General features: G+C 40.0%; 20 protein-coding genes and 2 pseudogenes. 13 read left to right on the top strand and 9 right to left on the bottom strand.

Features of this window, described 5'->3' with window-relative positions; translation table 11 throughout:
* The first annotated feature begins 119 nt into the window (after positions 1-119).
* The 4 genes and pseudogenes from gltS to sbmA all read left to right on the top strand — a co-directional run bounded on the left by gltS (position 120) and on the right by sbmA (position 5,489).
* Entirely contained in the window at positions 120-1,355 is a 1,236-nt protein-coding gene (gene gltS / locus F908_RS11470; protein WP_005161970.1) for a sodium/glutamate symporter, read from the top strand.
* 94 nt (positions 1,356-1,449) lie between these two features.
* Positions 1,450-2,924: pseudogene (locus tag F908_RS11465) on the top strand (alanine/glycine:cation symporter family protein).
* Between the two features lie 161 nt (positions 2,925-3,085).
* Positions 3,086-4,063, top strand: coding sequence for a patatin-like phospholipase family protein (locus tag F908_RS11460; protein ID WP_034602859.1), 978 nt, complete (start codon positions 3,086-3,088; stop codon positions 4,061-4,063).
* Positions 4,064-4,292: 229 nt separating this feature from the next.
* Positions 4,293-5,489, top strand: a complete 1,197-nt coding sequence (gene sbmA, locus F908_RS11455) for a peptide antibiotic transporter SbmA (protein ID WP_005161960.1) — start codon at positions 4,293-4,295, stop codon at positions 5,487-5,489.
* A 53-nt stretch (positions 5,490-5,542) separates the two neighbouring features.
* Here sbmA and F908_RS11450 read toward each other — a convergent pair.
* Positions 5,543-5,845, bottom strand: a pseudogene (locus F908_RS11450) (DUF4850 domain-containing protein); the annotation flags it as partial.
* Between the two features lie 125 nt (positions 5,846-5,970).
* Here F908_RS11450 and F908_RS11445 point away from each other — a divergent pair.
* Positions 5,971-7,047 carry a DUF1176 domain-containing protein gene (locus F908_RS11445; protein ID WP_005161953.1) on the top strand — a complete coding sequence of 359 codons (1,077 nt, stop codon included), beginning with the start codon at positions 5,971-5,973 and terminating at the stop codon, positions 7,045-7,047.
* Between the two features lie 230 nt (positions 7,048-7,277).
* On the opposite strand, the gene F908_RS11440 is transcribed toward F908_RS11445, so the two are convergent.
* From F908_RS11440 to gatC, 4 genes are all read right to left on the bottom strand, one after another.
* Positions 7,278-8,219, bottom strand: coding sequence for a DUF5655 domain-containing protein (locus F908_RS11440; RefSeq protein ID WP_005161950.1), 942 nt, complete (start codon positions 8,217-8,219; stop codon positions 7,278-7,280).
* An 82-nt stretch (positions 8,220-8,301) separates the two neighbouring features.
* Positions 8,302-9,771, bottom strand: coding sequence for an Asp-tRNA(Asn)/Glu-tRNA(Gln) amidotransferase subunit GatB (gene gatB, locus F908_RS11435; RefSeq protein WP_005161947.1), 1,470 nt, complete (start codon positions 9,769-9,771; stop codon positions 8,302-8,304).
* Positions 9,771-11,249 carry an Asp-tRNA(Asn)/Glu-tRNA(Gln) amidotransferase subunit GatA gene (gene gatA, locus F908_RS11430; RefSeq protein ID WP_005161945.1) on the bottom strand — a complete coding sequence of 493 codons (1,479 nt, stop codon included), beginning with the start codon at positions 11,247-11,249 and terminating at the stop codon, positions 9,771-9,773. The genes gatB and gatA overlap by 1 nt, the downstream gene beginning before the upstream one ends.
* Positions 11,250-11,302: 53 nt before the next feature.
* Positions 11,303-11,620, bottom strand: a complete 318-nt coding sequence (gene gatC, locus F908_RS11425) for an Asp-tRNA(Asn)/Glu-tRNA(Gln) amidotransferase subunit GatC (protein ID WP_004664595.1) — start codon at positions 11,618-11,620, stop codon at positions 11,303-11,305.
* Between the two features lie 133 nt (positions 11,621-11,753).
* Between gatC and F908_RS11420 the strand changes: the two genes are divergently transcribed.
* The 6 genes from F908_RS11420 (at position 11,754) to F908_RS15990 (ending at position 16,506) form a co-directional block, all read left to right on the top strand.
* Entirely contained in the window at positions 11,754-12,794 is a 1,041-nt protein-coding gene (locus F908_RS11420) for a rod shape-determining protein (protein ID WP_004664594.1), read from the top strand.
* Between the two features lie 17 nt (positions 12,795-12,811).
* The gene (gene mreC / locus F908_RS11415) at positions 12,812-13,669 is read left to right on the top strand and encodes a rod shape-determining protein MreC (protein WP_005161943.1); all 858 of its coding nucleotides are present in this window, start codon (positions 12,812-12,814) and stop codon (positions 13,667-13,669) included.
* On the top strand, positions 13,656-14,147 hold the full coding sequence (mreD, locus tag F908_RS11410; protein WP_005161940.1) for a rod shape-determining protein MreD: 492 nt from the start codon (positions 13,656-13,658) through the stop codon (positions 14,145-14,147). The genes mreC and mreD overlap by 14 nt, the downstream gene beginning before the upstream one ends.
* Positions 14,135-14,695, top strand: a complete 561-nt coding sequence (locus F908_RS11405; protein ID WP_034602746.1) for a Maf-like protein — start codon at positions 14,135-14,137, stop codon at positions 14,693-14,695. Before mreD ends, F908_RS11405 begins: the two co-directional genes overlap by 13 nt.
* Positions 14,696-14,743: 48 nt before the next feature.
* On the top strand, positions 14,744-16,198 hold the full coding sequence (gene rng / locus F908_RS11400; protein ID WP_005161932.1) for a ribonuclease G: 1,455 nt from the start codon (positions 14,744-14,746) through the stop codon (positions 16,196-16,198).
* 134 nt (positions 16,199-16,332) lie between these two features.
* Positions 16,333-16,506: a PA1571 family protein gene (locus tag F908_RS15990; protein WP_005161929.1), complete on the top strand. Its 174-nt coding sequence runs from the start codon at positions 16,333-16,335 to the stop codon at positions 16,504-16,506.
* A 40-nt stretch (positions 16,507-16,546) separates the two neighbouring features.
* On the opposite strand, the gene F908_RS11395 is transcribed toward F908_RS15990, so the two are convergent.
* Positions 16,547-17,932, bottom strand: a complete 1,386-nt coding sequence (locus F908_RS11395; protein ID WP_005161926.1) for a WS/DGAT/MGAT family O-acyltransferase — start codon at positions 17,930-17,932, stop codon at positions 16,547-16,549.
* Between the two features lie 183 nt (positions 17,933-18,115).
* The gene (locus F908_RS11390; protein ID WP_005161924.1) at positions 18,116-18,850 is read right to left on the bottom strand and encodes a phosphoadenylyl-sulfate reductase; all 735 of its coding nucleotides are present in this window, start codon (positions 18,848-18,850) and stop codon (positions 18,116-18,118) included.
* A gap of 172 nt (positions 18,851-19,022) precedes the next feature.
* On the opposite strand from F908_RS11390, the gene thrH reads away from it, so the two are divergent.
* Complete coding sequence (gene thrH, locus F908_RS11385; protein WP_004664578.1) at positions 19,023-19,640, top strand: bifunctional phosphoserine phosphatase/homoserine phosphotransferase ThrH; 618 nt, start codon at positions 19,023-19,025, stop codon at positions 19,638-19,640.
* A gap of 85 nt (positions 19,641-19,725) precedes the next feature.
* On the opposite strand, the gene F908_RS11380 is transcribed toward thrH, so the two are convergent.
* Positions 19,726-20,955: an OmpP1/FadL family transporter gene (locus tag F908_RS11380; RefSeq protein WP_005161920.1), complete on the bottom strand. Its 1,230-nt coding sequence runs from the start codon at positions 20,953-20,955 to the stop codon at positions 19,726-19,728.
* Between the two features lie 296 nt (positions 20,956-21,251).
* Positions 21,252-22,490, bottom strand: coding sequence for an OmpP1/FadL family transporter (locus tag F908_RS11375; protein ID WP_005161918.1), 1,239 nt, complete (start codon positions 22,488-22,490; stop codon positions 21,252-21,254).
* Positions 22,491-22,977: 487 nt separating this feature from the next.
* On the opposite strand from F908_RS11375, the gene kdpA reads away from it, so the two are divergent.
* Entirely contained in the window at positions 22,978-24,675 is a 1,698-nt protein-coding gene (gene kdpA, locus F908_RS11370) for a potassium-transporting ATPase subunit KdpA (protein WP_034602857.1), read from the top strand.
* Positions 24,676-24,690 lie beyond the last annotated feature (15 nt).

Here is a 24,690-nt window from a genome sequence, read left to right as displayed (position 1 = left end):
AAGAACTGTATGCTTTTTATTAAGTTGATTGAGTTTTCACTCAATTTGAGAGTTACTATTTTATTAGCTACACGATGGAAAAACCGTCTAAAAGACTAATAAAATAAACGGAAGAAGATATGGAATTTACTTTTAATGGTTTTTACACCCTGATTTCAGCCGTCATTGTGCTGCTGTTAGGGCGTTTTCTTGTCAATCAAATTGATTTCTTGCGTCGTTACAATATTCCTGAACCTGTAGCTGGTGGCTTGGTTGCAGCTATTGTTTCGTTATTGGTACATTCAATGTGGGGTTATAGCATTGTTTTTAGTAGCCAATTACAAACGAGTTTTATGCTGATTTTCTTTGCTTCAATTGGTTTGAGTGCCAATTTTATGAAGTTAAAAGAAGGTGGGCTTGGGCTGGTTATTTTTCTGGTCTGTGTCGCTTCGTTTATCGTGGTTCAAAATGCTGTCGGCATGAGCCTCGCAACGCTTTTAGGTATTGATCCTTTGGTCGGGTTGATTGCAGGTTCAATTACTTTAACAGGTGGACACGGTACAGCAGGGGCATGGGGTGAAATTCTTGAAAGCCAACATGGAATTCAGGGTGCATTAGCGCTAGGCATGGCAAGTGCAACTTTTGGTTTGATTATCGGTGGCATCATTGGTGGGCCACTTGCAAAACTATTAATCAATCGTTATAGCCTTGCTCAAGAGCAATCATCCACTGCGATTAAGGATCGTGATACCCATTTAGATCAACACCCTGATGAACTCGCACCATTTGAAAATCCTCATCAAGTTCGTTTAATTACTGCTGATAATGCGATTACAACGCTCGGCATGTTTGCTGCATGTTTAGCATTTGCTGAGTTTATGACAGGTTATAGTAAAGGCACATGGTTTGAGTTACCAACCTTTGTATGGGCATTAGGTGGTGGTGTCATCCTGCGTAATATTTTAGAAAGCGTATTAAAAGTTGATATTTTTGATCGTGCAATTGATGTATTTGGTAATGCGTCGTTATCACTTTATTTGGCAATGGCATTGTTGTCATTAAAGTTGTGGCAATTAGCCGATTTGGCTGGCCCGCTGGTTGTAATTTTGGGTGCACAAACCATTACCATGGCGTTGTATGCAGCATTTATTACTTTCCGTGTCATGGGCAAAAATTATGATGCAGCAGTTCTTGCTGCTGGTCACTGTGGTTTCGGTATGGGCGCAACACCTACTGCGGTTGCAAACATGCAAGCAATTACCAACATGTATGGACCATCACATAAAGCATTTTTAATTGTTCCGCTTTGTGGTGCGTTCTTTGTTGATTTAATTAATGCAACAGTAATTCAATTAATTTTGAAATTCTTTGCCTAAGTCGGATCAAAAGCCCCATGTGGGGCTTTTTTGGTTCATCGATTGTTATCGTATATGTACGGCCGTACATAAAATATTTTAAAGCGAATAAGTGATGAATGAACAATTAAATGCCACGCTGATGTCGTGGGTACAATTCCTGAATGATCCACTCTGGAATTTTCTGGTCGTCTTATTGGTTGCGGTTGGGGTGTTTTACACATTCGTTACGGGTGCGGTACAGCTTCGCTTGTTCCTGCACAGCATTCTTGTGATGAAAGGAAGCCGTAAAGAGACGCAAGATGAACATGGCATTACACCATTTCAGGCTTTCGTCACGGGTCTTGCAAGCCGTGTCGGTGTTGGTAACGTTGCTGGTGTTGCCATAGCAATCGCCATTGGTGGTCCTGGGGCCGTGTTCTGGATGTGGTTCACTGCCTTTCTTGGCATGAGTTCTGCATTTGTTGAATCATCGCTTGCCCAGTTGTTTAAGGTGAGAGACCATCAAAACAAGCAATTCCGAGGTGGACCTGCGTACTATATTACTCAGGGTTTAAAACAAAAATGGCTGGGGATTGTTTTTGCACTGTCACTCATTCTGGCTTATGGCTTTGTATTTAATGCCGTGCAGGCAAATGCGATTATTGGGGCAACCTCACATGCATGGGGTGGGATAAAGCCAATTTTGTATTGGGTCTCGGTAGTCTTAATTTTGAAGTGTCATGGGTTGGTATTGCATTGGTGGTTATGACGGCATTGATCATTTTTGGTGGGATCAAGCGTATCGCCAAGGTTGCCGAAGGTATTGTTCCTTTCATGGCATTGCTTTATATCATGGTCGCCTTGTACATCGCGATAACCAACTTGCCGATGTTGCCTGAGATTTTTAAACTGATCTTCACCGAAGCATTCCAGTTTAATGCGGCAGCAGGTGGTTTCTTTGGTGCGATGATTTCTATGGCAATGATGATGGGCATCAAGCGTGGCTTGTTCTCCAACGAGGCAGGCATGGGTTCAGCGCCAAACGCTGCTGCTGCCTCTGATGTGAAGCATCCTGTGAATCAGGGGCTGGTACAAATGCTGGGTGTATTTGTTGATACTTTCGTGGTGTGTTCATGTACTGCGATCATCATCATGGTGTCTGGCCTGTATCATGAAGCTGGCTTTGAGGGCGTGACATTGACCCAAAAAGCATTGGAGAGCCAAATTGGTGGCTGGGGTGGAGGCTTCCTTGCCATTATTCTGTTCCTGTTTGCCTTTACCTCAATTATTGGTAACTATGCCTATGCTGAAAGCAATGTACAGTTCATTAATGACAACCCAAAGGTCATGTTCATTTTCCGCCTGCTGGTATTGGCAATGGTCTATTTCGGGGCGATCACAAGTGTACCTTTAATCTGGTCAATGGCCGACCTTTCAATGGGCTTGATGGCCACCATTAACCTTGTGGCAATCCTGCTGTTAACACCAATGGCACGCATATTGTTGAAAGATTATACCTCTCAGCTTAAAAAAGGGATCAAGGAACCAGAGTTCAAGATTGATCAATATCCTGAGCTGAAGAAAAAAGTAGATTCTGATATCTGGTAAGTTATTGGATTTATAAAGGCTTACTTCACTAAATTAAAGCCCCTTTCGAGGGGCTTTTTATCAATATATATTGTATATATACATAAAAATTGATACAGCATTTCACCAATAATGGCGTTAAAATTAAAAGATAGAACCACGTAGATATGGCAAGACAGCATATGAAACAGCTTAAATTATTGACGCTTGGACTTTCAATGGTGATTTTGGCGGGTTGTCAAACGACTTCGCATTTAAAACCTTTAGTTGAAGATGCCCAAGTACAAGCAGTTGTTCAGCCCTTTGCACATATTAATCAACAAGAAAAAAGACCCGTTGTTGCCTTAGTACTCGGCAGTGGTGGGGCACGTGGATATGCTCATATCGGCGTACTTGAAGTGTTGGAACAGCAAGGTATTCGCCCTGATTTTATTGTAGGTACAAGTGCAGGCAGTATTGTAGGTTCAATTTATGCAAGTGGTAAATCCGCTGCAGAGTTGAGAGATATTGCGCTTAAGCTTAAGGCTACCGATGTAAGAGAAGTGAATATCAGTTTAAAAGGTTTTTTTGATGGTAAAAAAGTTGAGGACTATGTGAATGAGCAAGTCCAAAACATTCCTTTACAGAAGTTAAAAATCCCGATGTATGTGGTTGCAACGGAATTAAAAGACGGCACCAAAACTGTATTCAATTATGGTAATACAGGCCAAGCAGTACGTGCATCTGCTTCGATTCCGAGTATGTTTATACCAACCAAGATCCGTAATGTGGAATATGTTGATGGTGGCCTAGTCAGTCCTGTGCCTGTACAGGTTGCACGGGATTTAGGCGCAGATGTGGTGATTGCAGTGGATATTTTGGCACAACCTATTCATACTGAAACCAGTAATGTTTGGGGGCTATTCAACCAAAATATCAACATTATGCAAGGACGTTTGGCTGAAGAAGAATTGAAAAATGCAGATATTGTCATTCAGCCCGATCTACGTGAAAAAGCGCATATCTTTGATATCAAAGGCCGTGAAATGACTATGCAAGCGGGTATTGATGCTGCAAAAGAAAAATTGGCCAATATTCAATGGGTAATTAAAAGCAAAACAAAGCAAGTTGATTTAAATCAACAGGATTTAGCTTTAAAAATGAGTAGCCTTGAGCCATAGTTTCTGCAAAATATTGAATTAAGGGTAGACAGCTATAATGTTTAAGTTTGTCTATCCAGTTGATGTTTATTAAACAAATTGTAAATACGCTACAAAAAGCTATCAAAAAATTGAGAAAACCTGTAAATAACTACCATTCATTAAACGTTTTTATCAGACAAATTTAAGTTTGAAATTATAGGATGACGTTCCAACGTCAATAGCAACACTACAAGGATTGTTAAACGCGATGTTTAAATCTTTTTTTCCTAATCCACGCTTGTTCTTTATTTCAGTCGTTGTGTGGTTAGCCCTGAATATGCTGCTTTGGTATACAGGTGGTCATGGGTGGGGTGAATATCTCGGTTTTACCAAAGGGTATGCTGAAGCAGAGCTACCTGTTGGTGTGAGTCGATTTTTATCAGCATCATTCATTTGGTTTTATATTTGGTTTTTGGCTTCAACAGCACTTTTTGCAGGGTTCTGGCGATTTTTTTCTGATAATAAATGGCAGAAATGGTCAGTTTGGGGTTCTGCATTTATTTTGTTTAATATCTGGTTTGGCGTGCAGGTAAGTGTTGCGATCAATGCTTGGTATGGTCCATTTTGGGATATGATCCAAAAGATGCTAAGTGAAGGTGGCGGTAATATTAATGATCTATATAAAGGTACGCTAACATTCCTTTATATTGCGATGGTTGCTGTTACATTTGCCGTGATTAATGCCTTTTTCACCAGTCATTATGTATTCCGTTGGCGGACAGCAATGAATGAATACTACACAGAAAATTGGGAGCAATTACGCCACGTTGAAGGTGCTTCGCAGCGTATTCAGGAAGATACGATGCGCTTCGCAACTATCGTCGAGGATTTAGGTGTTGAGTTGATTAAATCTGTGATGGTTCTCATTGCCTTTTTACCGCTATTGTTCAAAATTTCAGAAAAAGTACCTGTCTTACCTGTCGTTGGTGAAATCAAACACTCATTGGTGTGGGCTGCTGTGGTTTGGGCTATCGTGGGTACGATTATTTTAATGTTTGTCGGGCAAAAACTACCAGGCTTGCAATTTAACAATCAAAAAGTTGAAGCAGCTTATCGTAAGGAACTGGTTTATGGGGAAGACCATGAAAATCGTGCTGATCCGCTTACATTGAAAGAGTTATTCAGTAAAGTTCGTTTAAATTATTTTAGACTTTATTTTCACTATGCTTATTTTAATCTAGTCGCGATTTGGTATAAGCAACTCGATGTTTTATACAGCTTAGTTGTCCTATTTCCAGCGATTGCATCAGGTAAAATGACTTTAGGCTTGATCAATCAAATCAGTAACATCTTTGATAAAGTGCGTGAATCATTTCAATATCTCATCAGTTCATGGAAAACCATTATTGAATTACTCTCAATTTATAAACGTTTAAAAGCTTTCGAGTCAATTTTAAAAAAATAAGTGTGATTAAAAAAACCTGCAACTTAGCAGGTTTTTTTGTGCCTATGATTTGATTAGTGAGTTGCGTTGTAAAAATTTAGAATAGTTCCAACCAAATGCTGTTGTGATTGATCAATGGTGACTTTGATTTCTCTAAAGTTAAACGTGTCTTCATCTTGATATTTGGCTACGCCATGTGTTCTGTTCTTCAGCTTAGGAATCTGATAACTAAAGAAAGCGATTTGTTTTGAAGGGTGTACGATCTTTAGTAATTTAAGTGGATCTTGATAACCGCCGTATTCATATTCCACACTTTGTTTTAAAAGATGCGGAAAATAAAGCGTCGCATTTGGCATGCCGCAACCTACACAAAATGATTTTAAGTTTCACCAAACTCAGTTTGCTTTAAGCTCATATCTTCTGCAATAAAATGACATATGACAAGTGTAGATCAGCCCTTTAAACTGTTTTCAAGTTTGATAATAAATATGAGTAATACAGAATGATACCAGTGAAGAATATACTTTCAGTTTGCTGCTTTATGGCACTCAGTTCTACTAGCTTCGCACAAGAAATCAAAGGGATTTCATTTTCACATCAAGATTGGGAAATATACTGTAGTAATACAGGAACATGTCGAGTAGCAGGCTATCACAATGAATCCAGTGATGATTATCCAGCATCTATCCTATTAACACGTCAGGCGGGCAAAGCTCAGCAAGTCACAGGTGAGTTTGCTTTGGGTGATGGGTTTACCGAACCTCAAATTGCTAAAAATCAGCTTAAAAATATTCATTTTTATATCAATGGCAAGGATTTAGGGCCTGTCTTGGTGGATGGCACTAAATTCCCTCTTATAGGTAGATTGACCACAGCACAGGTGAATGGATTGTTGCAACAGGCCAGTGGAAAAGCAGACATAGTATTTAAAAATAACCGACTGCAATGGAATATTTCGGATGCAGGCATGACCGCAAGCTTATTAAAAATGGATGATTTTCAGAAACGTGTTGGAACAATAGGGGCATTGGTCAGGAAAGGAAAAATAAACGAAGCAAAAGTTTTAGCGGCTCAACCGAAATTGCTGGTGAAACAGGTTAAAACAGCCAGCAAACCTTATTTAACTCTACAGCCTAATAATAAGCAGTATCAGTCAGTGTATAAATCATTGATGGCAGCACAACCTACACCAAAACAAGATGGTTTTTGTGAGGGAGTTTATAGCAGTGATGGCGTAAAACCTCAGTCGATTGAACTCTACAAATTAAGCAATAAAAAAGTATTGGCAACGACTCTGTGCTGGCGAGGAGCATATAACGAGGGATATGGAGCCTGGGTGCTGGATGAATCTTTAGCAGGAAAAGCAATCTTTGTGACTGAACATGCCTCCGATTTTGGGGAGGGGATAATCAGTAGCTCACAAAAAGGACGGGGAATTGGAGACTGCTGGTCAAGTGATGAATGGGTTTGGGATGGGCAGAAATTTGTACATAGCAAAGATATGTGGACGGGTATGTGCAAGGGCTTGGCGGCAGGTGGGGTTTGGGAGCTCGATAAAATTGAAGCCGTTGTAAAATAGCATTTTGAATATATACGCCAATCTCAACTTAAAATAAGATTTTCGGGTGTGTTAAGGGGGCAGTGATTATTTCATTTTTATTCATTAACTAAAATAAATTGCTAAAAATAACTCAGCATTTCGCTGCTTTAATTTTTAGCTGTATGACAATAACCACTCACAATATTCAGGATTATAAATTTGCTGAATTGTAAATTGTTTTACCGAGAATTTTCATTGATTGAGTACAATTAACCGCCAATTTTATTATAAGCTAACTCTATAAATGGTTTGGTATCTATCAGTTCATTGAGGTTGGTTATCGTAAACTCGACATCGCCAATACCATGATGCCCTATATTGGAAACATCACGATAATTTGGAGTATTTACAGGAATATCCTCAGGTTTTAATTTTAAATAAATTTTTAAATTTCGTAAGCGAACTTCCACAGTTAAAATATTTTGTGTGCTTTTATAGGCTATATAGTATTTTTTAGGAATTTCCTCAATCGAGTCATCAAAACCCATAATCATATCTTGTAATGCTTCCATGAGCTCAATAACTTCTTTAGATTTATTTTGTAGATGGCTCTCTATGGTGTATTGTCCAATATTTCGTGTAATAGCAGCCTTTTTTCCCGCTGCAACCATGACAGGGTTTTTCGCTGTTTGATTGAGAGTTACTGGCGTATTTGATGTTGTGTTATGAAAAACTTCCTCAAGATACAAACTTTGGTTTGAAAAAAGTTGATAACGCCATAATTCAATATTTGCTCCCATAACTTGTACTGCATGTAGATCGTATTTTTTATAATTTGGTGCAATACAAATGACCCGAATATCTGACCAGTCAATTTCTATATTGTTTCCTAGTACTTTTTGAGCTGCTATTTCAAAATCACCTTTATGATCTTGAATCCAATGAAGATAAAATAGGCTTTGTGTTATGAGTTCTGAGGACTCTACTTTTTTATATTCAATAATGACAGGATTATTATCTTCAGATAGAGCTAGAGTATCAATTCGACCAGCATGAATTGCACCCGTTGAAAATTCACTTGCGATAAAACGGCAGTTAAAAACAGTGATTAGGTTGTTTTCAATTAAAGTTTGCAAATCTTTTTCTAAAGGGAAGTTGGTTTTTTGCACAGTGCGTAATTGTAAATTATTATTTATATCGAAAATTGGCATGACGATAAAACCTTATTTAAAAAATAAAACCCCGTATCAATACGAGGTTTTATAACATGAAATCAATAAATTGGCTAATAAGTTAACCAATCAATTTCTTCATCAATTCATTGACTTGCGCAGGGTTGGCTTTACCTTTTGCAGCTTTCATGACTTGACCAACAAGACCGTTAAAGGCTTTTTCTTTACCAGACTTGTATTCTTCAACCATTTTTTCATTGGCTGCAAGCACATCTTTGATAATCGCCTCAATCGCACCTGTATCGGTTTCTTGCTTCAAACCTTTTTCAGCAATAATGTCATCTGCAGATTTACCCTCTGCTTCCCACATAAAGCCAAACACTTGCTTCGCGATTTTGCCGTTAATGGTATTGTCCACAATACGCGCGATCATGCCACCCAACTGCTCAGCAGAAACAGGGGAGTCTGCCAATTCCAGGCCTGCTTTGTTCAAAGCACCTGAGAATTCACCCATCACCCAGTTTGCAGAAACTTTACCTTGCTTCGCACCACCTGCGGCAGCCACAACCGCTTCGTAGAAGTCCGCCATTTCGCGTGACAGCGTCAATACATGTGCATCGTATTCAGTCACGCCGAAGTCAGCAATAAAGCGCTCACGACGTGCAGCAGGCAATTCTGGCAGGGCAGCGCGTGCCGCTTCGATTTGCTCATTTGAAATGATCACTGGTAACAAGTCAGGGTCAGGGAAGTAGCGATAGTCGTTCGCTTCTTCTTTTGAACGCATTGAGCGAGTTTCCATCTTGTTTGGATCGAACAAACGAGTCTCTTGATCAATTTCGCCGCCGTATTCCAAGATTTCCATTTGACGTTCAATTTCAACATTGATCGCTTGCTCAATGAAACGGAATGAGTTGAGGTTTTTCAACTCGCAGCGTGTACCAAAAGGTTGACCCGGACGACGTAATGACACGTTACAGTCGGCACGGAATGAGCCTTCTGCCATGTTGCCGTCAGAAATACCTAACCAGCGTACAAGCGTGTGAATCGACTTGATATAAGCAACCGCTTCTTCAACCGAACGCATATCTGGCTCAGATACGATTTCAAGCAATGGCGTACCAGCACGGTTTAAGTCGATACCCGACATACCTTCGAATTGGTCATGAATCGATTTACCTGCATCTTCTTCAAGATGGGCACGGGTCACGCCAATGCGTTTGGTCGTACCATCTTCCAGTTGAATGTCGATATGACCCAAGCCGACAATCGGATTGTCCATTTGGCTGATTTGATAGCCTTTTGGCGAATCTGGGTAGAAGTAGTTCTTACGTGCAAACACAGATGCTTGATCGATATAGGCATCAATACCCAAACCAAAGCGAATTGCAAGATCAACCACTTCAGCATTCAATACAGGCAATACGCCCGGCATCGCTAAATCAACAAGGCTGGCTTGTGTATTTGGATCTTGACCAAATTCAGTCGATGAACCTGAGAAGATTTTAGACTTTGTGGCAAGCTGAGTATGGATTTCGATCCCGATAACGACTTCCCAACCGTCAATTAACTTTAACTTTTGAGCTTCAGTCATTATGCATTCTCCTCAGCAATTGCCGCACGTTTGGTATGCCAGTCTGTATTTTGTTGATATTGATGCACAATCGAAAGCAATTGTGATTCTGACCAGTAGTTACCGATCAACTGTAAGCCCACAGGCAAGCTGTCTTTATCGAAACCAATAGGTGCGTTGATCGCAGGCAGACCTGCCAAGTTCACTGCAAGGGTATAGATATCACCTAAATACATTTCAGTCGGACTGAGGTTTGCACCGATTTTATATGCTGTGGTTGGTGCAGATGGTGCAGCAATCACGTCAACATTTTCAAATGCTTTCAGGAAATCTTGCTGAATCAAACGACGTACTTTTTGTGCTTTGACATAGTAGGCATCGTAGTAACCCGCAGACAGGGCATACGTCCCGATCAGGATACGACGTTGTACTTCAGCACCAAACCCTTCTGAACGTGAGCGTTTGTACAAGTCCATTAAATCCACTGGATTTTCACAACGGTAGCCATAGCGTACACCATCAAAACGTGACAGGTTCGAAGAAGCTTCCGCAGGGGCGATCAGGTAGTAAGTCGGTACATAGGCTTCAGTCATGTTGAGATCAATCTCAACCAAGATTGCACCCATCTCTTCAAGTTTTTTCAATGATTCTTCAACACGTGCTTTTACATCGGCGTCTAAACCTGCCACATTAAAGTATTGCTTTGGAATACCAATGCGTAAGCCTTTGACTGCTGTGCCATTCAAGTTAGCAACGTAATCGTCAACCTCTTTATTCACTGAAGTTGAGTCTTTGGCATCATGACCTGCAATCACATTCATCAAGTAAGCACAGTCTTCCGCAGAACGTGCCATTGGACCGCCTTGATCCAGTGAGGATGCATACGCAATCATACCGAAGCGTGATACACGACCATAGGTCGGTTTTAAGCCTGTTAAGCCGCAGAATGAAGCTGGTTGGCGAATTGAACCACCAGTATCCGTACCTGTTGCAATCGGAGCTAAGTCCGCAGCAACAGCCGCAGCGGAACCACCTGATGAACCACCTGGGACATGATCTAATGCCCACGGGTTACCTGTTGCGCCAAAATATGAACTTTCAGAGGTTGAACCCATTGCGAATTCATCCATATTCACCTTACCTAAAGTCACAAGACCTGCAGCTTTGGCTTTGGCAACGACGGTCGCATCGTAAGGTGAAATGAAGTTATCCAACATTTTTGAACCGGCAGTGGTTTTAATGCCTTGGGTACAAAAAATGTCTTTGTGTGCAAGAGGAATACCTGCCAACGCATGTGCATGACCTGACTTAAGTGCAGCATCAGCAGCATCAGCTTCAATAAGTGCTTGTTCTGCTGTCACCGTTACATAACTTTTTACTTTCGGGTCAATTTTGGCAATACGTTTTAAATAATGTTCGGTCAATTCGCGTGATGAAAATTGAGCTTGTTTTAGCCCTTCAGAGAGTTCACGGATTGATAAGCGATGTAAATCTGTCATATGAAAAATTTCTTTACATTCTAAATATAAAATATTGATTAATCGAATAGAAATTATTCAATTACGCGAGGTACAAGGTACAAGCCTGCTTCTGTTGCAGGAGCGACCGCTTGATATTCATCACGATGGTTGCTTTCACTTACAATATCAGCACGTAAAGGTTGCGGATTATCAAAAGGACTTTTCAAAGGCTCAACGTTATCGGTATTAATGCCTTTTAGGCTTTCCATCATGCCAAGAATTTTATTTAAACTTTGAGCATATTCAGTAGATTGCGTGTCATTTAGAGACAAGCGAGCAAGATGTGCAATCGCTGAAACGGTCTGTGCATTTAAGTCCGTTGTCTGCTGAGCATCTGATGATGTAGACATAACTTTACCTAATTCAGTATCAAAAAATTGCAAAATATCGTGCGTTATAATAAGCGATTGACTTGTTCAAAGCATCACATTTCGTTAAAGTTGCCACCTTGCATCCATACAAAGTTTAATTGAGAACGCCCCCGTGATTCTAAAACGACTAATTGGCTTGTTTTCGCCGGATTTAGCCATTGATTTAGGTACGGCAAATACACTGATTTATGCACCAGGCCGTGGCATTATATTAAATGAACCGACTGTTGTGGCGATTCGTCATAGCGGTTCGCAAAAAATTGTTGCTGCTGTTGGTCTTGATGCTAAACAAATGTTAGGTCGTACACCAGCGAATATTTCAGCGATTCGTCCGATGAAAGACGGTGTGATTGCCGATTTTGAAGTCACTGAGACCATGTTGAATCAGTTTATCGGTAAAGTACATGAAAAGCGTTTATTTCCACCAGCACCGCGTGTTGTGGTGTGTGTCCCATGTAAATCGACTTTAGTTGAACGCCGTGCCATTCGTGAGGCTGTATTTAATGCAGGCGCACGTGATGTCCGTTTAATTGAAGAGCCAATGGCGGCAGCGATTGGTGCAGGTATGCCAGTCGAACAAGCATGTGGTTCGATGGTGGTGGATGTAGGTGGTGGTACGACCGAGATTGCAATCATCTCATTACAAGGCTGTGTTTATGCCGATTCATTACGTATCGGTGGCGATGTATTTGATGAGCAAATTATCAATTATGTGCGTAAAGCGCATGGTTGCGTGATTGGGGAAACCACAGCAGAAACCATTAAGAAAGAAGTGGGTATGGCTGTGACTGATGGCAAAACCCTTCAAATCGAAGTTCGTGGTCGTAATTTGGCAGAAGGTGTGCCACGTGCGATTACCGTCACTTCTGATGAAATCTCACAAGCGATTGCTGACCCATTACAAAGCATCGTGAGCGCAGTAAAATCTGCTTTAGAACAAACTCCACCTGAACTTTCTTCGGATATTGCAGAGCGCGGTATTGTGTTGACTGGTGGCGGCGCATTATTGCGTAATCTTGATAAACTGCTGGCGCAAGAAACAGGTCTACCTGTGATTGTTGCGGATGACCCTTTAACTTGCGTCACGCGTGGTGGCGGTAAAGTCTTAGAGTTCTTTGATAATCCGAACCATGACATGCTTTTTGTTGGCTAAATCATAAGGACTAGGCGGTGCAACCGAATCTTTTTTCAAGACAACCGCCATCTTTTCGCTCATTTATTATTGCGGTTATTTCATGTTTGGTGGTGCTTTTCTTTGATTGGCGCATGCCTTATGTGATTCAACCTGCAAGAGATGTCTTGTATGCAGCGTATAATCCAATTTATGCGCTGGCAAGTTATCCTGTATTGTCGCGAGAATGGCTGAACCAACAAACCAAATCTGAAACTCAATTGCGCCGTGAAAATACCGCAATGCAGGCTGAACTCCTTCAAGCTCAAGTTCGACTCCAAAAACTTTCAGAACTCTCCGCGGAAAATAACCGTTTAAGGGGGCTTTTGGATACGCCATTGATTATTGATGGTCGTATGCAAATTGCAGAAGTGATTGGAACCGATGCCGACCCATTACGCCATATTATTATCATTAACCGTGGCTCTGTGGATCACTTAAAAGTTGGACAAACTGTTCTCGATGATAAAGGGATTATGGGACAACTAATTAATGTGTACCCGCATAGTTCTCGTATCATGTTGTTATCAGATAAAGAACATTCGCTGTCTGTGCGTTTAGAACGGACAGGAATGCGTGCGATTGTATCTGGAACAGGTGATTTAGGTCGCCTAAAAATGGAATATGTTCCGACGAGCGCCAACATCCAAGTGGGCGATAAAGTATTTAGTTCGGGTTTGGGCGAACATTTTCCTGCGGGCTATTTGGTGGGTACTGTTTCTAAGGTTAGCCGTCATACTTCAGGTGAGTTTGCAGAAATTGATGTTATTCCTGCGGCACAGCTTGCCAGTGGTCATCATGTGGTGGTGTTATTTTCAGAATCTTTAGCGCAGGAGCAACCTTATGCCGATCGCTAGATTGAGTTTTGAAAAACGCAAAGACCCACTTTGGATGATCATCATCTCAATTATTATCGGGTCTATTCTTTTAGTTTATCCCATTGCTTACGAAGCTTCAGGATGGCGACCATCCATTATGCTGATGACCATGCTGTTCTGGATTCTTTATCAACCTAGTTGGTGCGGGGTTTGGTTCGCCTTTGGAGTGGGGATTTTCACTGATTTATTGTTAGATGCGCCTTTGGGTTTAAATGCACTAAGTTTTGTTTTGATTACGTTTGGTACGCGTTATTTTATTCGTGAACGCCGAATTTTAACTTTCACGAACTCATGGGTAATCGCTGTACTTGCAATTATTGCACACTTAACCTTTTTGTGGATGAGTCAAACAATATCGAGTACACATTTTTCAATAGCGCGACATTGGCAACCGCTTGTTAGTAGCGTGATAGGATGGCCGATGGTTTATTACTGCTTACAAAAATGGCGCATATAATTTTAGCTTCGAGTTCACCTCGTCGTAAAGAACTGCTACAACAGTTAGGTCTGGACTTTGAAATATATAGTCCAGATATCGATGAAAGTGTCCGAGAAAGTGAAATTGTTGAACACTATGTTGAACGATTGGCGAGAGCAAAGGCACATGCTGTTCTAGGTTTATTTCCTGATGCAATTGTGATTGCTGCGGATACCAGTTTAAGTTTTGCAGGTAAGATCATTGGAAAACCACAATCAAAGCAACATGCATTTGAAATCTGGTCAACAATTTCTGGGCAATGGCATGATGTGTACTCTGGAATTTGTGTGGCAAGCTCTGTCCAATGCTTAAGTAAAGTGGTTAGAACTCAAGTCGAGTTGCAACAGTTAAGTCATACCGAAATGGAAAAATATTGGGCAACGGGTGAACCTGTTGGAAAAGCAGGGGCGTATGCAATCCAAGGGATCGCAGCTCAATATATTCCCCAAATTCGGGGGAGTTATAGTAATGTGGTCGGTTTACCGTTGTACGAAACAGCACTGTTATTAGAAAGCGTTAAAATTTAAAGTAGACACTTTCGGATATAAGAATTTTTATAAAATTTTGAGTGGATTATGGCAGAAGAATTGCTAATTAACGTCACACCGATGGAGTGTCGTGTGGCTTTAATTGAAAATGGTACGGTCAATGAATTATTTGTTGAGCGTACTGTAAAACGTGGTTTAGTGGGTAATATTTATAAAGGTAAAGTGGTACGTGTACTGCCGGGTATGCAAGCTGCTTTTGTTGATATTGGCTTGTCTCGGACTGCTTTTTTACATATCAATGATATGGTCTGGTCACGTTCGCAACCTACCCCAAATGTTTTTGAGCTTCTGCATCCGGGACAGATGTTGACGGTTCAAGTGATGAAAGACATGTTGGGAACTAAAGGTGCACGTCTAAGCACAGATATTTCTATCCCATCGCGTTATCTTGTATTAATGCCTTATGGTAATCATATCGGTGTATCACAACGCATTGAATCAGAAGAAGAGCGTGATCGACTTCGTAGCATGATTGAACGCATTCAGACCGAACACAGCTTACCGGGTAGTGTGATCGTTCGCACCGCAGCGGAAGGTGTAGATGAAGCTGCGATTGCACAAGATATGTGTTATTTGAGTAAGCTTTGGGAATATATTCAACGTAAGCAAAAAGAAGTTGCGACACCTGAACTTATTTTTGAAGAATTACCTTTACCGCAACGAATTGTCCGTGATTTAGCCAGTGATGAAACGGCAAAAATTTATGTCGATTCTCGTGAGATTCATGCCAAGTTAAGTGAGTTTGTGCAGGAGTTTGTGCCAACGATTGAAAATCGTCTGATTCACTATCCCGGCGAAAAGCCACTTTTCGATTTGTATAACGTCGAAGAAGATATTCAAAAAGCGTTGCAGACCCGTGTCGCACTTAAGTCAGGCGGCTATCTGATGATAGATCAGACTGAAGCCATGACCACCATTGATGTGAATACAGGCTCTTATGTGGGTGGCCGTAGTTTAGAAGACACGGTATTTAAAACCAATATGGAAGCGACACAAGTCATTGCGAGACAACTTCGTCTACGTAATTTGGGTGGCATTATCATTATTGATTTTATTGACATGCAAGAGCTTGAGCATCGACAAGAGGTCATGCGTCAGTTTGAACGTATGCTTGAACGTGATCATGCCAAAACAAAAATCACCCAAGTTTCAGAGTTAGGCTTGGTTGAAATGACACGTAAACGTACACGTGAGTCTTTAGAACATTTATTATGTGAGTCATGCCCAACTTGTCAGGGACGTGGATATGTGAAGACCGCAGAGACAGTATGTTACGAGATATTTCGAGAAATTTTGCGTTATGCCCGTGCATTTGATTCCAAGAGTGGCTTTACTGTCGTTGCACATCCAGCAGTCATTGATCGGCTACTCACAGCAGAAGCCCCAGCCGTGGCCGATTTGGAACATTTCATTAATCGCGTGATTAAATTTCAGGTCGAAAATCTGTATACGCAAGAGCAATACGATATCATTCTGAGCTAAAGTTGTAACAAAATTTCGCTTAATCCTTGTTACAACTGAAATTTTACTTTCTATCATGAATTTTAAATACTAGAACCATAGAATGAGCCATAGGTATCTTGAGTACCTTAGCAAATAATATGAGGTATATAATTATGAATGTGAGCGAAAGATTAGTGAATCATGGTTTTAAGCATGTTTTAGACAGTAATCCAGTCAATACATGTTATATGGTTGATAGCCAAGGTAAAGAGATCCAAATTACTACGGCAATGATCCGTTTAGCCTGCCATCAACTATTACAGCGTTGTCGTACAATTAAAAAATAAGGGGCGATTTAAAGCCCCTTAATTCTTTTCAGTACGATGCTTAATTTACAACTTTCTGTTGTGGCTGATCTTGAATCACTTGCTCATAGCGTTGAATTTCATCTTCTAGATGAGCGAGAAGAGTTTGCATTTTTGGCACTGTATTACGACATGCAATCAAACCTACTTCTAACTTATCTAAATAACTTGTCATTGTAATATTTAGTGCTTGGCCATCCATGACGATTGAAGCAGGATAGAGCGCATCCAATTTTGCGCCATTCCAATATAATGGTTCACGTGGACCTGGTACATTCGAAATCACTAGATTAAATGCCTGACGTTTCGGTAACATTCCTGAAGCGATGTTTAAACCTGCTGGTCCATAGACTAATGCACTATAGTTCAGGATTTCATTTGCAGTCATGCGGTTAAAACGCTGCTTTGAATTCTGTACGCTACGGCGAATAATTTCTAAACGTTCAATTGGGTCTGCAATATGAGTGGCTAGGTTTGCCAAAATCATGGTAATACGATTGCTGAAATCAGAATCATCGGTACGCAATGAAGCAGGAACCATCGCAATCAAAGGTTTTTTTGGCAAACTATTTTGATTAATCAAATATTCACGTAATGCACCAGAGCAAACTGCTAGTACCACGTCATTGAGTGTTACACCAAGTGTTTTAGCGATAAGGCGGAAACGTTCCAACTCAAAAGATTGTGCAGCAAAACGGCGAGAAGAACTCACACGTTGGTTTAAAATCGATGGTGGTGCTTGAAAAGTTGAGACATAATCAGGATTTTTCCCGATTTCCTTAAATAAGGTTTGTGAAAGTTCCTGCATCACTTTAGGTGCAACTTCACACTGGGACTTAATTGTATCCAGAACGCCCTTGATTTTACTGACAGCAGGGGCTTTAGGTGCCTTTAAGCGTTTAGTACGCTTTCCTTCGACACACCATAATGGTACGACATGCTTTTCATTTGGGTCTTTGGAGAGTGATTTTTCGATCAATCGCATTCCTGCAACACCATCTACCATCGCATGGTGAATTTTGAAATACATTGCAAAACGATTGCCTTCAATGCCTTCAATAATGTCACATGTCCATAGTGGTTTAGCACGGTCAATCAGTGAGCTATGCTGTTGTGAAATATAAACCAGTAATTCACGGATACGGCCTGGGTTTGGCAAGGCAATATGGCGGAAATGGTGGTCAATATCGAACTCTTCATCCTCTCCCCAAAACAGCCCATTGAGCTGGTTGTTAAATGGAGGAACCGGAATACTCTTCGATTGACGGATATCTTGAACAAGATCATGCACGAATGTCGGAGATGCATTTTCTGGGATTTCAAATAAAAATAATCCGCCTACATGCATAGGTTGCTGTCTTTTCTCTAATGAAAGAAAAATAAAATCAATAGGGTGTAATGGGCGCATAGCAGATATAGCCTCTCATTGCATTTTTTATAAGATACTCTTTGAGCTCTTATTAGAATTATTGAACCGTCGTGTAAAGTATATACGGTTTGCTCTGGTTAAAATATGACTTTGTACAAGGTAGTCAGAAAAAATAAAACCACTGATGAATCAGTGGTTTTTATATACCAAATCTGCTAGGAATTATTTTTTGAGATTGCCCGAGTGTAATCCGCACTCTTTGTGAGTTGCTTCTTCCCACCACCAACGACCTTCACGTTCATGTTGGTTTGGTAATACAGCACGAGTACATGGTTCACAACCAATTGAAATAAAACCACGTTCGTGCAGCGGGTTATATGGAATTTCCATCATTCGAATATAACTCCATACATCTGCACTGCTCCAATTTGCAAGCGGATTATATTTAATCAATTGCTTGCCTTCACCTGAAAATCCAACATCCGCTTGAACCACGGGAATCTCATTACGTGTGCCTGGACTTTGATCTTTACGTTGACCTGTAATCCAACCATCCAAAGTCGCTAATTTTTTACGTAAAGGTTGTACTTTACGAACGCCACAGCATTCCTGATGCCCATCTTCAAAAAAGCTAAACAACCCTTTTTCATTAACCAGTTGTTGTACTGCTGCGGATTCAGGGAAGCAGATTTCAATATTGATATTATAGTGCTTACGGACCGTTTCAATAAATTGATAGGTTTCCGTATGCAAACGACCTGTATCCAGACTAAACACACGAAAGGGTTTGCCTAGACGTGAGGCAATATCAATTAATACAACATCTTCGGCACCAGAAAATGAAATTGCAATTTCGCCTTCTTGGCTTAAAGCAAGCTCTAAAATTTCTCGTGGTGATTTATCTGAATATTCAGCTGCGAGCGCATCTACAAGGTCAATAGTCGGAATAACAGTCATAGGTGTTCCTGGCGAAAGGCTTGGGCACAATTGTAAATCATTCTAAGCAAAGCCATTTGCTTGTCTTCGATTTTAATCTTGCAGAATAAAATCGTTTTATTTAACAACAGCGCAAAAAATGAAAATCTTAATGGTATGATACAGCAATTTTTAATCAACATTGGATGCATTCATGGAAATCGTATGCCTAGACCTTGAAGGGGTACTTGTACCAGAAATCTGGATTAACTTTGCCAAGAAAACAGGAATTAAAGAATTAGAAGCGACGACGCGCGATATTCCAGATTATGATGTTTTAATGACTCAACGTTTAAACATTTTAAAAGAGCATGGTTTGGGTTTAAATGATATTCAAGCTGTGATTGCTGATATGGGACCATTTGAAGGTGCAAAAGAATTTGTTGAATGGGTACGTACACATTTTCAACTGATTATTTTATCTGATACTTTTTATGAGTTTGCACATCCATTGATGAAACAACTAGGTTGGCCAACGATTTTCTGTCATAAACTTGAAACTGATGAAAATGGTATGATTACGGCGTATAAATTACGCCAGCCTGATCAAAAGCGTCAGGCAGTGAAAGCATTACATGGTTTAAATTTCCGTGTGATTGCTGCAGGTGACTCTTATAATGATACGACTATGTTAGGTGAAGCAGATCATGGTTTCTTATTTGATGCACCAGCAAATGTAATTGCTGAATTCCCACAGTTTCCACCATTGCATGGCTATGAAGCATTGAAACAAGCAATACGCTCTGTATCACAACGCGATATTCCAGAATAATTAAAATTTCTAAGCTTTTTATGAAAAATAAAGGAAATTTAAAAATAAAAGGCGCTTCTAAGCGCCTTTTATTTTTTACTATTTATTAGAATTTATAACCAATTTTCAAACCATAAGCGATCGCATCATTATTTTCAAACTCAGCTACGTAGTTCGGCGTATTAAATTGAGAACCTGATTGAGCTTTAGCATCTCCTAACCAGAAATACTTTACACCACCAGCAATAAAGTAATTCGGGGCAGGGCTATATTGAACTCCTAGGCCTACATTCCAATAACCTTCTGTTGGTCCGAGTGTTGTAACTGGGTTACCTGCACCAGAATCCCAACCTACAGATACATTACCAGCCCAATGATCATTAAGTTTACGGCCTACGCCAGCAGTTACAGAATATTGGTCATCTGTATAGGCAACCAAATCAAAACCATCTTTTTTACCAGTATTTTTTACAATATCTGATAAAAGTGAAGCTTCGCCAAATTTATAAGGGCGGATTGCAAAGTCTTTCCAATTCACCCAACGTAAGTTTGCAAATGCAATCGTGTTCTCCATGATTCCAGTTTGAAAATCAAGATTGATGGATTGAGGGGTGGTGATTTCTGTTTGTCCTTCAGATTTATTAATTTGAATTAAACCCGCATTTAGATCTGCTGACGACGTCATTCCTGCAATACCATGATTCTCATATGCATTCATTTCATGCTTGATTTTTGCACGATATGTTAAAGATGCTTTGAGTGCAATTTCTGGAATTTGATAAGCGACACCAGCTAACCAACCAACAGCTTCATCACGACCTGTTTTAAAATCATAACCACTATAAGCACTGTAACTTGCACCACGTAATAATACCGTTGCATCTAGTGTTTGATAAACAGCTCCCGCATAGAGGTTCCAGTTTAGGGTTGGTTGATAACCTAGAATTAAATTTAAATCTTCAGTATCAACTGTAACTGAGGTGCCACCTTGAAATGGAAGAGGGCGACTTTCAATAAAGTTATTTTTGCCTTTGTATTCTGCATCAGCTCCATAAGGTTGGTCATAAATAAGACCAATAGAGAATTTTTCGGTTGCCTGAAGTTTTAAAGCAGCATTTGGCGAGTAATAGTTACCTGCCATATTACCTGTCTCATTTTTCGATGTATCTTTTCCTGATACATTTGGATCAAGAACTGAAATACCTGCTTCAAAATAGTTGCCTGCTTGTAAAAAAGGGGCAATAGATTGACCTGAACGGTCTAAAGCTGCTGCAAAAGCTGAAGTGGTTGGGAGTAAGCTAAGTAAAAGAGCGTGCTGAATCGCATTAATCTTCATTGGTATTTTCTCTCATATCACTCTGTAACAAGAATGTTGCGAAAAGTAACATAATTTTTATGGCTCAAAATATTTTACAAATGTCCATAAATGAACTGATAAAGTCATGAAAATTTCTTGAGAAGTGTAGTGTTATATACTATTCGGTTTATTTGTAAATTCTTGTTAAGACTTTGATTAATCATGTTTTTCTATATTTTAAGAATAATCCATAATAAATTTTGAACAGTATTTATTTTTAGCATAGCAATAAAAAAGACCATCAAATGATGGTCTTTTTTTATTGGATGTGTTGATTAGAAACGGTAACCGATTTTCATACCATATGCGATTGCATGATTATCGGTGAAGTCCGCAAGATAGTTATCGGTGTTAAATTGAGCACCAGATTGAGCTTTAGCATCACCCAGCCAGAAGTATTTCACACCACCAGAGATAAAGTAGTTAGCTGCTGGACTAAATTGAACGCCTACACCAAGATTCCAATAACCTTCTGTTGGACCAAGTGTTGTTACAGGGTTACCTGCACCAGAATCCCAACCTACAGAAACATTACCAGCCCATTGTTCATTAAGCTTACGTCCAACACCTGCATTTACAGACCACTGATCATCAGTGTAGGCAACTAAATCAAAACCATTAGGTTTATTAATGGTAGGGCTAGCACCCGCAATATTAGATGCGATACCAAATGCATAAGGGCGGATTGCAAAATCTTTCCAATTTACCCAACGAACATTTGCGAATGCAACAGTGTTCGCCATAATACCTGTTTGAAGGTCTAGATTTACAGATTGTGGTGTTGTGATATCTGTAGAACCTGTAGCGGGTTTTCCAATGACAGCAGGGTTGTTTAAAATAGGTGCTAATGAGCCAGGTGCGATGGCACCAACAGATGATTCATCAACATTTACTTTATGTTTAATTTCAGAGCGATATGTAACAGAAGCTTTTAAAGCAATTTCAGGAATTTGATATGCAGCGCCAGCTAACCAACCAGCAGCAGAATCTTCTGGAATATCGGCATTATAGCCACCAAAAGCATTTATCCCACCATAACCAGCACCACGTAATTGCACACCACCTTTTACAGTTTGGTATACGCCACCTGCATAAAGATTAACGTTCTTAATCGGTTGAACACCAAAAAGCATAGAGATGTTTTGTGTGTCAACTTCAACTTTTGTATTACCTGCAGTATTAGTAAATAATGTTGAATCTTGATATTCAGCATCTGCACCAAATGGTTTATCATAAATCAAACCAAATGATAAGTAATCAGTTAATTGCAATTTGAGTGCAGCATTATAGAACGTGTAATCATCGCCCATATCGCTGATGCTTTGGCTACCTGTTGCAGTAGTTGATTTACCTTCTACAGTTGGATCTAGAACCGAAAGACCAGCTTCAAAATAATTACCTGGTTGTAAAAAGGCAGATATAGACTGACCTGAACGATCCAATGCTGCTGCAAATACTCCAGTTGCAGGCAGCGTCGCTAAAATCATGGCAGTGCTAAGATGTTTTAATTTCATTTTAAATCTTTCCTTGAACTTCAAGATTTTTTAGGTAGAGAAGCTATCATTGATAAGCCAAATCATTTACGACACATGATTTGCTATAACTCCATGTAACAAAAATACCATAATTAAAATAAGAGTAAATGTTCTAAATGAACTACTCAGTACGATTGATTACATGAAAATGCACAAAAAAATGCTATTTAAATTTGTATGCATTTGTGTTTTGTTGGTAATATATTGATAAATATAAAGTATTACTAATAATTTAAGGTGTTTTGTTTTTGCATTTCTTTTTAATTTTTTTTTAATAAGGTCAAAGATTTTTTGTAAAAATTAAGAAATTTTTCTCCATAATTTTTTTTAAAGCATTTTTTGGCATTACAGAGAATAGTTTAGGAATAATTTTACGCAAAATTTACGTCTACTGGTTTTTTCAATATAGAGAATTTACGCTCTCAATTTCCATACTAAAGCTGACCTATTTTAAATGGCATTTGCTATGTGGGAATTTATTTCTGTATTTGTCTTTTCATTGTTGTTGGCTTATCCGCTCGGACACTATCTTGCGGACGTGATGCAAGCCAAGCCAATGAAAAGTGACCATTTTTTTAAATGGATTGAGCAACCGATTTATGCGGTACTCGGCGTCAAGCGCAGCGGGATGAACTGGCGACAATATTTGGGTGCTTTTGTTCTGAGCAATATTTTATTGCTGGGGGCAAGTGTCGCTATTTTAATGACTCAAGCCTGGTTACCATTGAACCCAGACCATATTCCCAATATGAATTGGGACTTGGCTTTACACACTACTATTTCCTTCCTGACCAATACCAACCAACAGCATTATTCTGGGCAGGCACAATTGTCTTATCTATCACAAATGACCGTGATTGTAGGATTGCAATATTTGTCGCCAATCATGGGACTTGCCTTACTGGTCGCGATGTTAAGAGCTTTATTTTTACAATCAGCTCAAGCAGAAAACTCAGAGCAAAACAAATGGAATCGTATCAATCTGGGCAATTATTGGATGGATATCATCCGCCCCTTATTTCGATTCTTCATTCCACTTGGTTTGATTTTTTCTTTGCTGCTCACTTTTCAAGGCGTCCCAGCAACATTATCTGCGGGTCCAACAGCACAAGTTTTAGAGCAAAGCACAGAAATTAAAACTCAGCATATCCCACTGGGTCCCGTTGCACCGATGGTGGCGATTAAACAACTGGGTAGTAATGGTGGCGGTTGGTATGGACCAAACAGTACTGTGCCTTTAGAAAATCCAACACCATTGTCCAATGTGATTGAGATGATAGCGATTTTACTGATTCCACTTTCTGCGGTGTTTATGGTTGGGCGTTTTATTCAACGCAAAAAAATGATGTGGATGATTTTTGGCAGCATGTTGTTGATGTCACTGTCTTCAACAGTATTCACTCTGTGGACAGAAAAATCCTCATTAATTCCCAATATGGCATGGATGGAAGGCAAGGAAACCCGTTTTGGTGCTGAGGCATCCGCACTGTGGGGAAGCTTGACTACACAAGTCAATAACGGCTCAGTCAATATGATGCATGACTCGGCTTCACCACTCACGGGATTGGTTGAACTGTGCAATATGCTGATCAATGCCATTTGGGGCGGGATTGGTTGTGGGCTATTACAGTTCTTTATTTACCTGTTTCTTGCCGTATTTATCGCAGGTTTGATGACAGGGCGTACTCCTGAACTATTTGGTCGAAAAATTGAAGTCACTGAAATTAAGTTATTAGCGTTGGTGATTCTATTACAGCCTGTAGTGATTCTGAGTTTGACGGCCATCGCGATTGCCTTTCCATCCATGACAGGGAGTTCAAATCCAGCTTTTCATGGCATTAGCCAAGTGTTTTATGAGTATGTTTCTGCCTATGCCAATAATGGTTCGGGCTTTGAAGGTTTAGGTGATAGCACGCTTTGGTGGAACCTAAGTGCCAGTGTGGCGTTATTGGCAGGGCGTTATAGCGTATTGATTATTCCTGTTTTGATTGCAGTGAGTTTAGCAACCAAACCGCAAGCAGCCGAAAGCAAAGGTTCTTTACAGATCGAATCTCCAACCTTTGCCCTGACTTTAATCGGGATCGTGTTGATTCTGACCTTGTTGCAATTCATGCCAGTGTTGGTGATTGGGCCAATTGCTGACTATTTATCGATAAAAGTTTAAGCATGGAGCAAGCAC

This window comes from Acinetobacter sp. NIPH 284 (assembly GCF_000369425.1).
Taxonomy (GTDB): Bacteria; Pseudomonadota; Gammaproteobacteria; order Pseudomonadales; family Moraxellaceae; genus Acinetobacter.
Note: the sequence above shows the minus strand (reverse complement) of the source record. Positions and strands in the feature narration are given on the sequence as shown.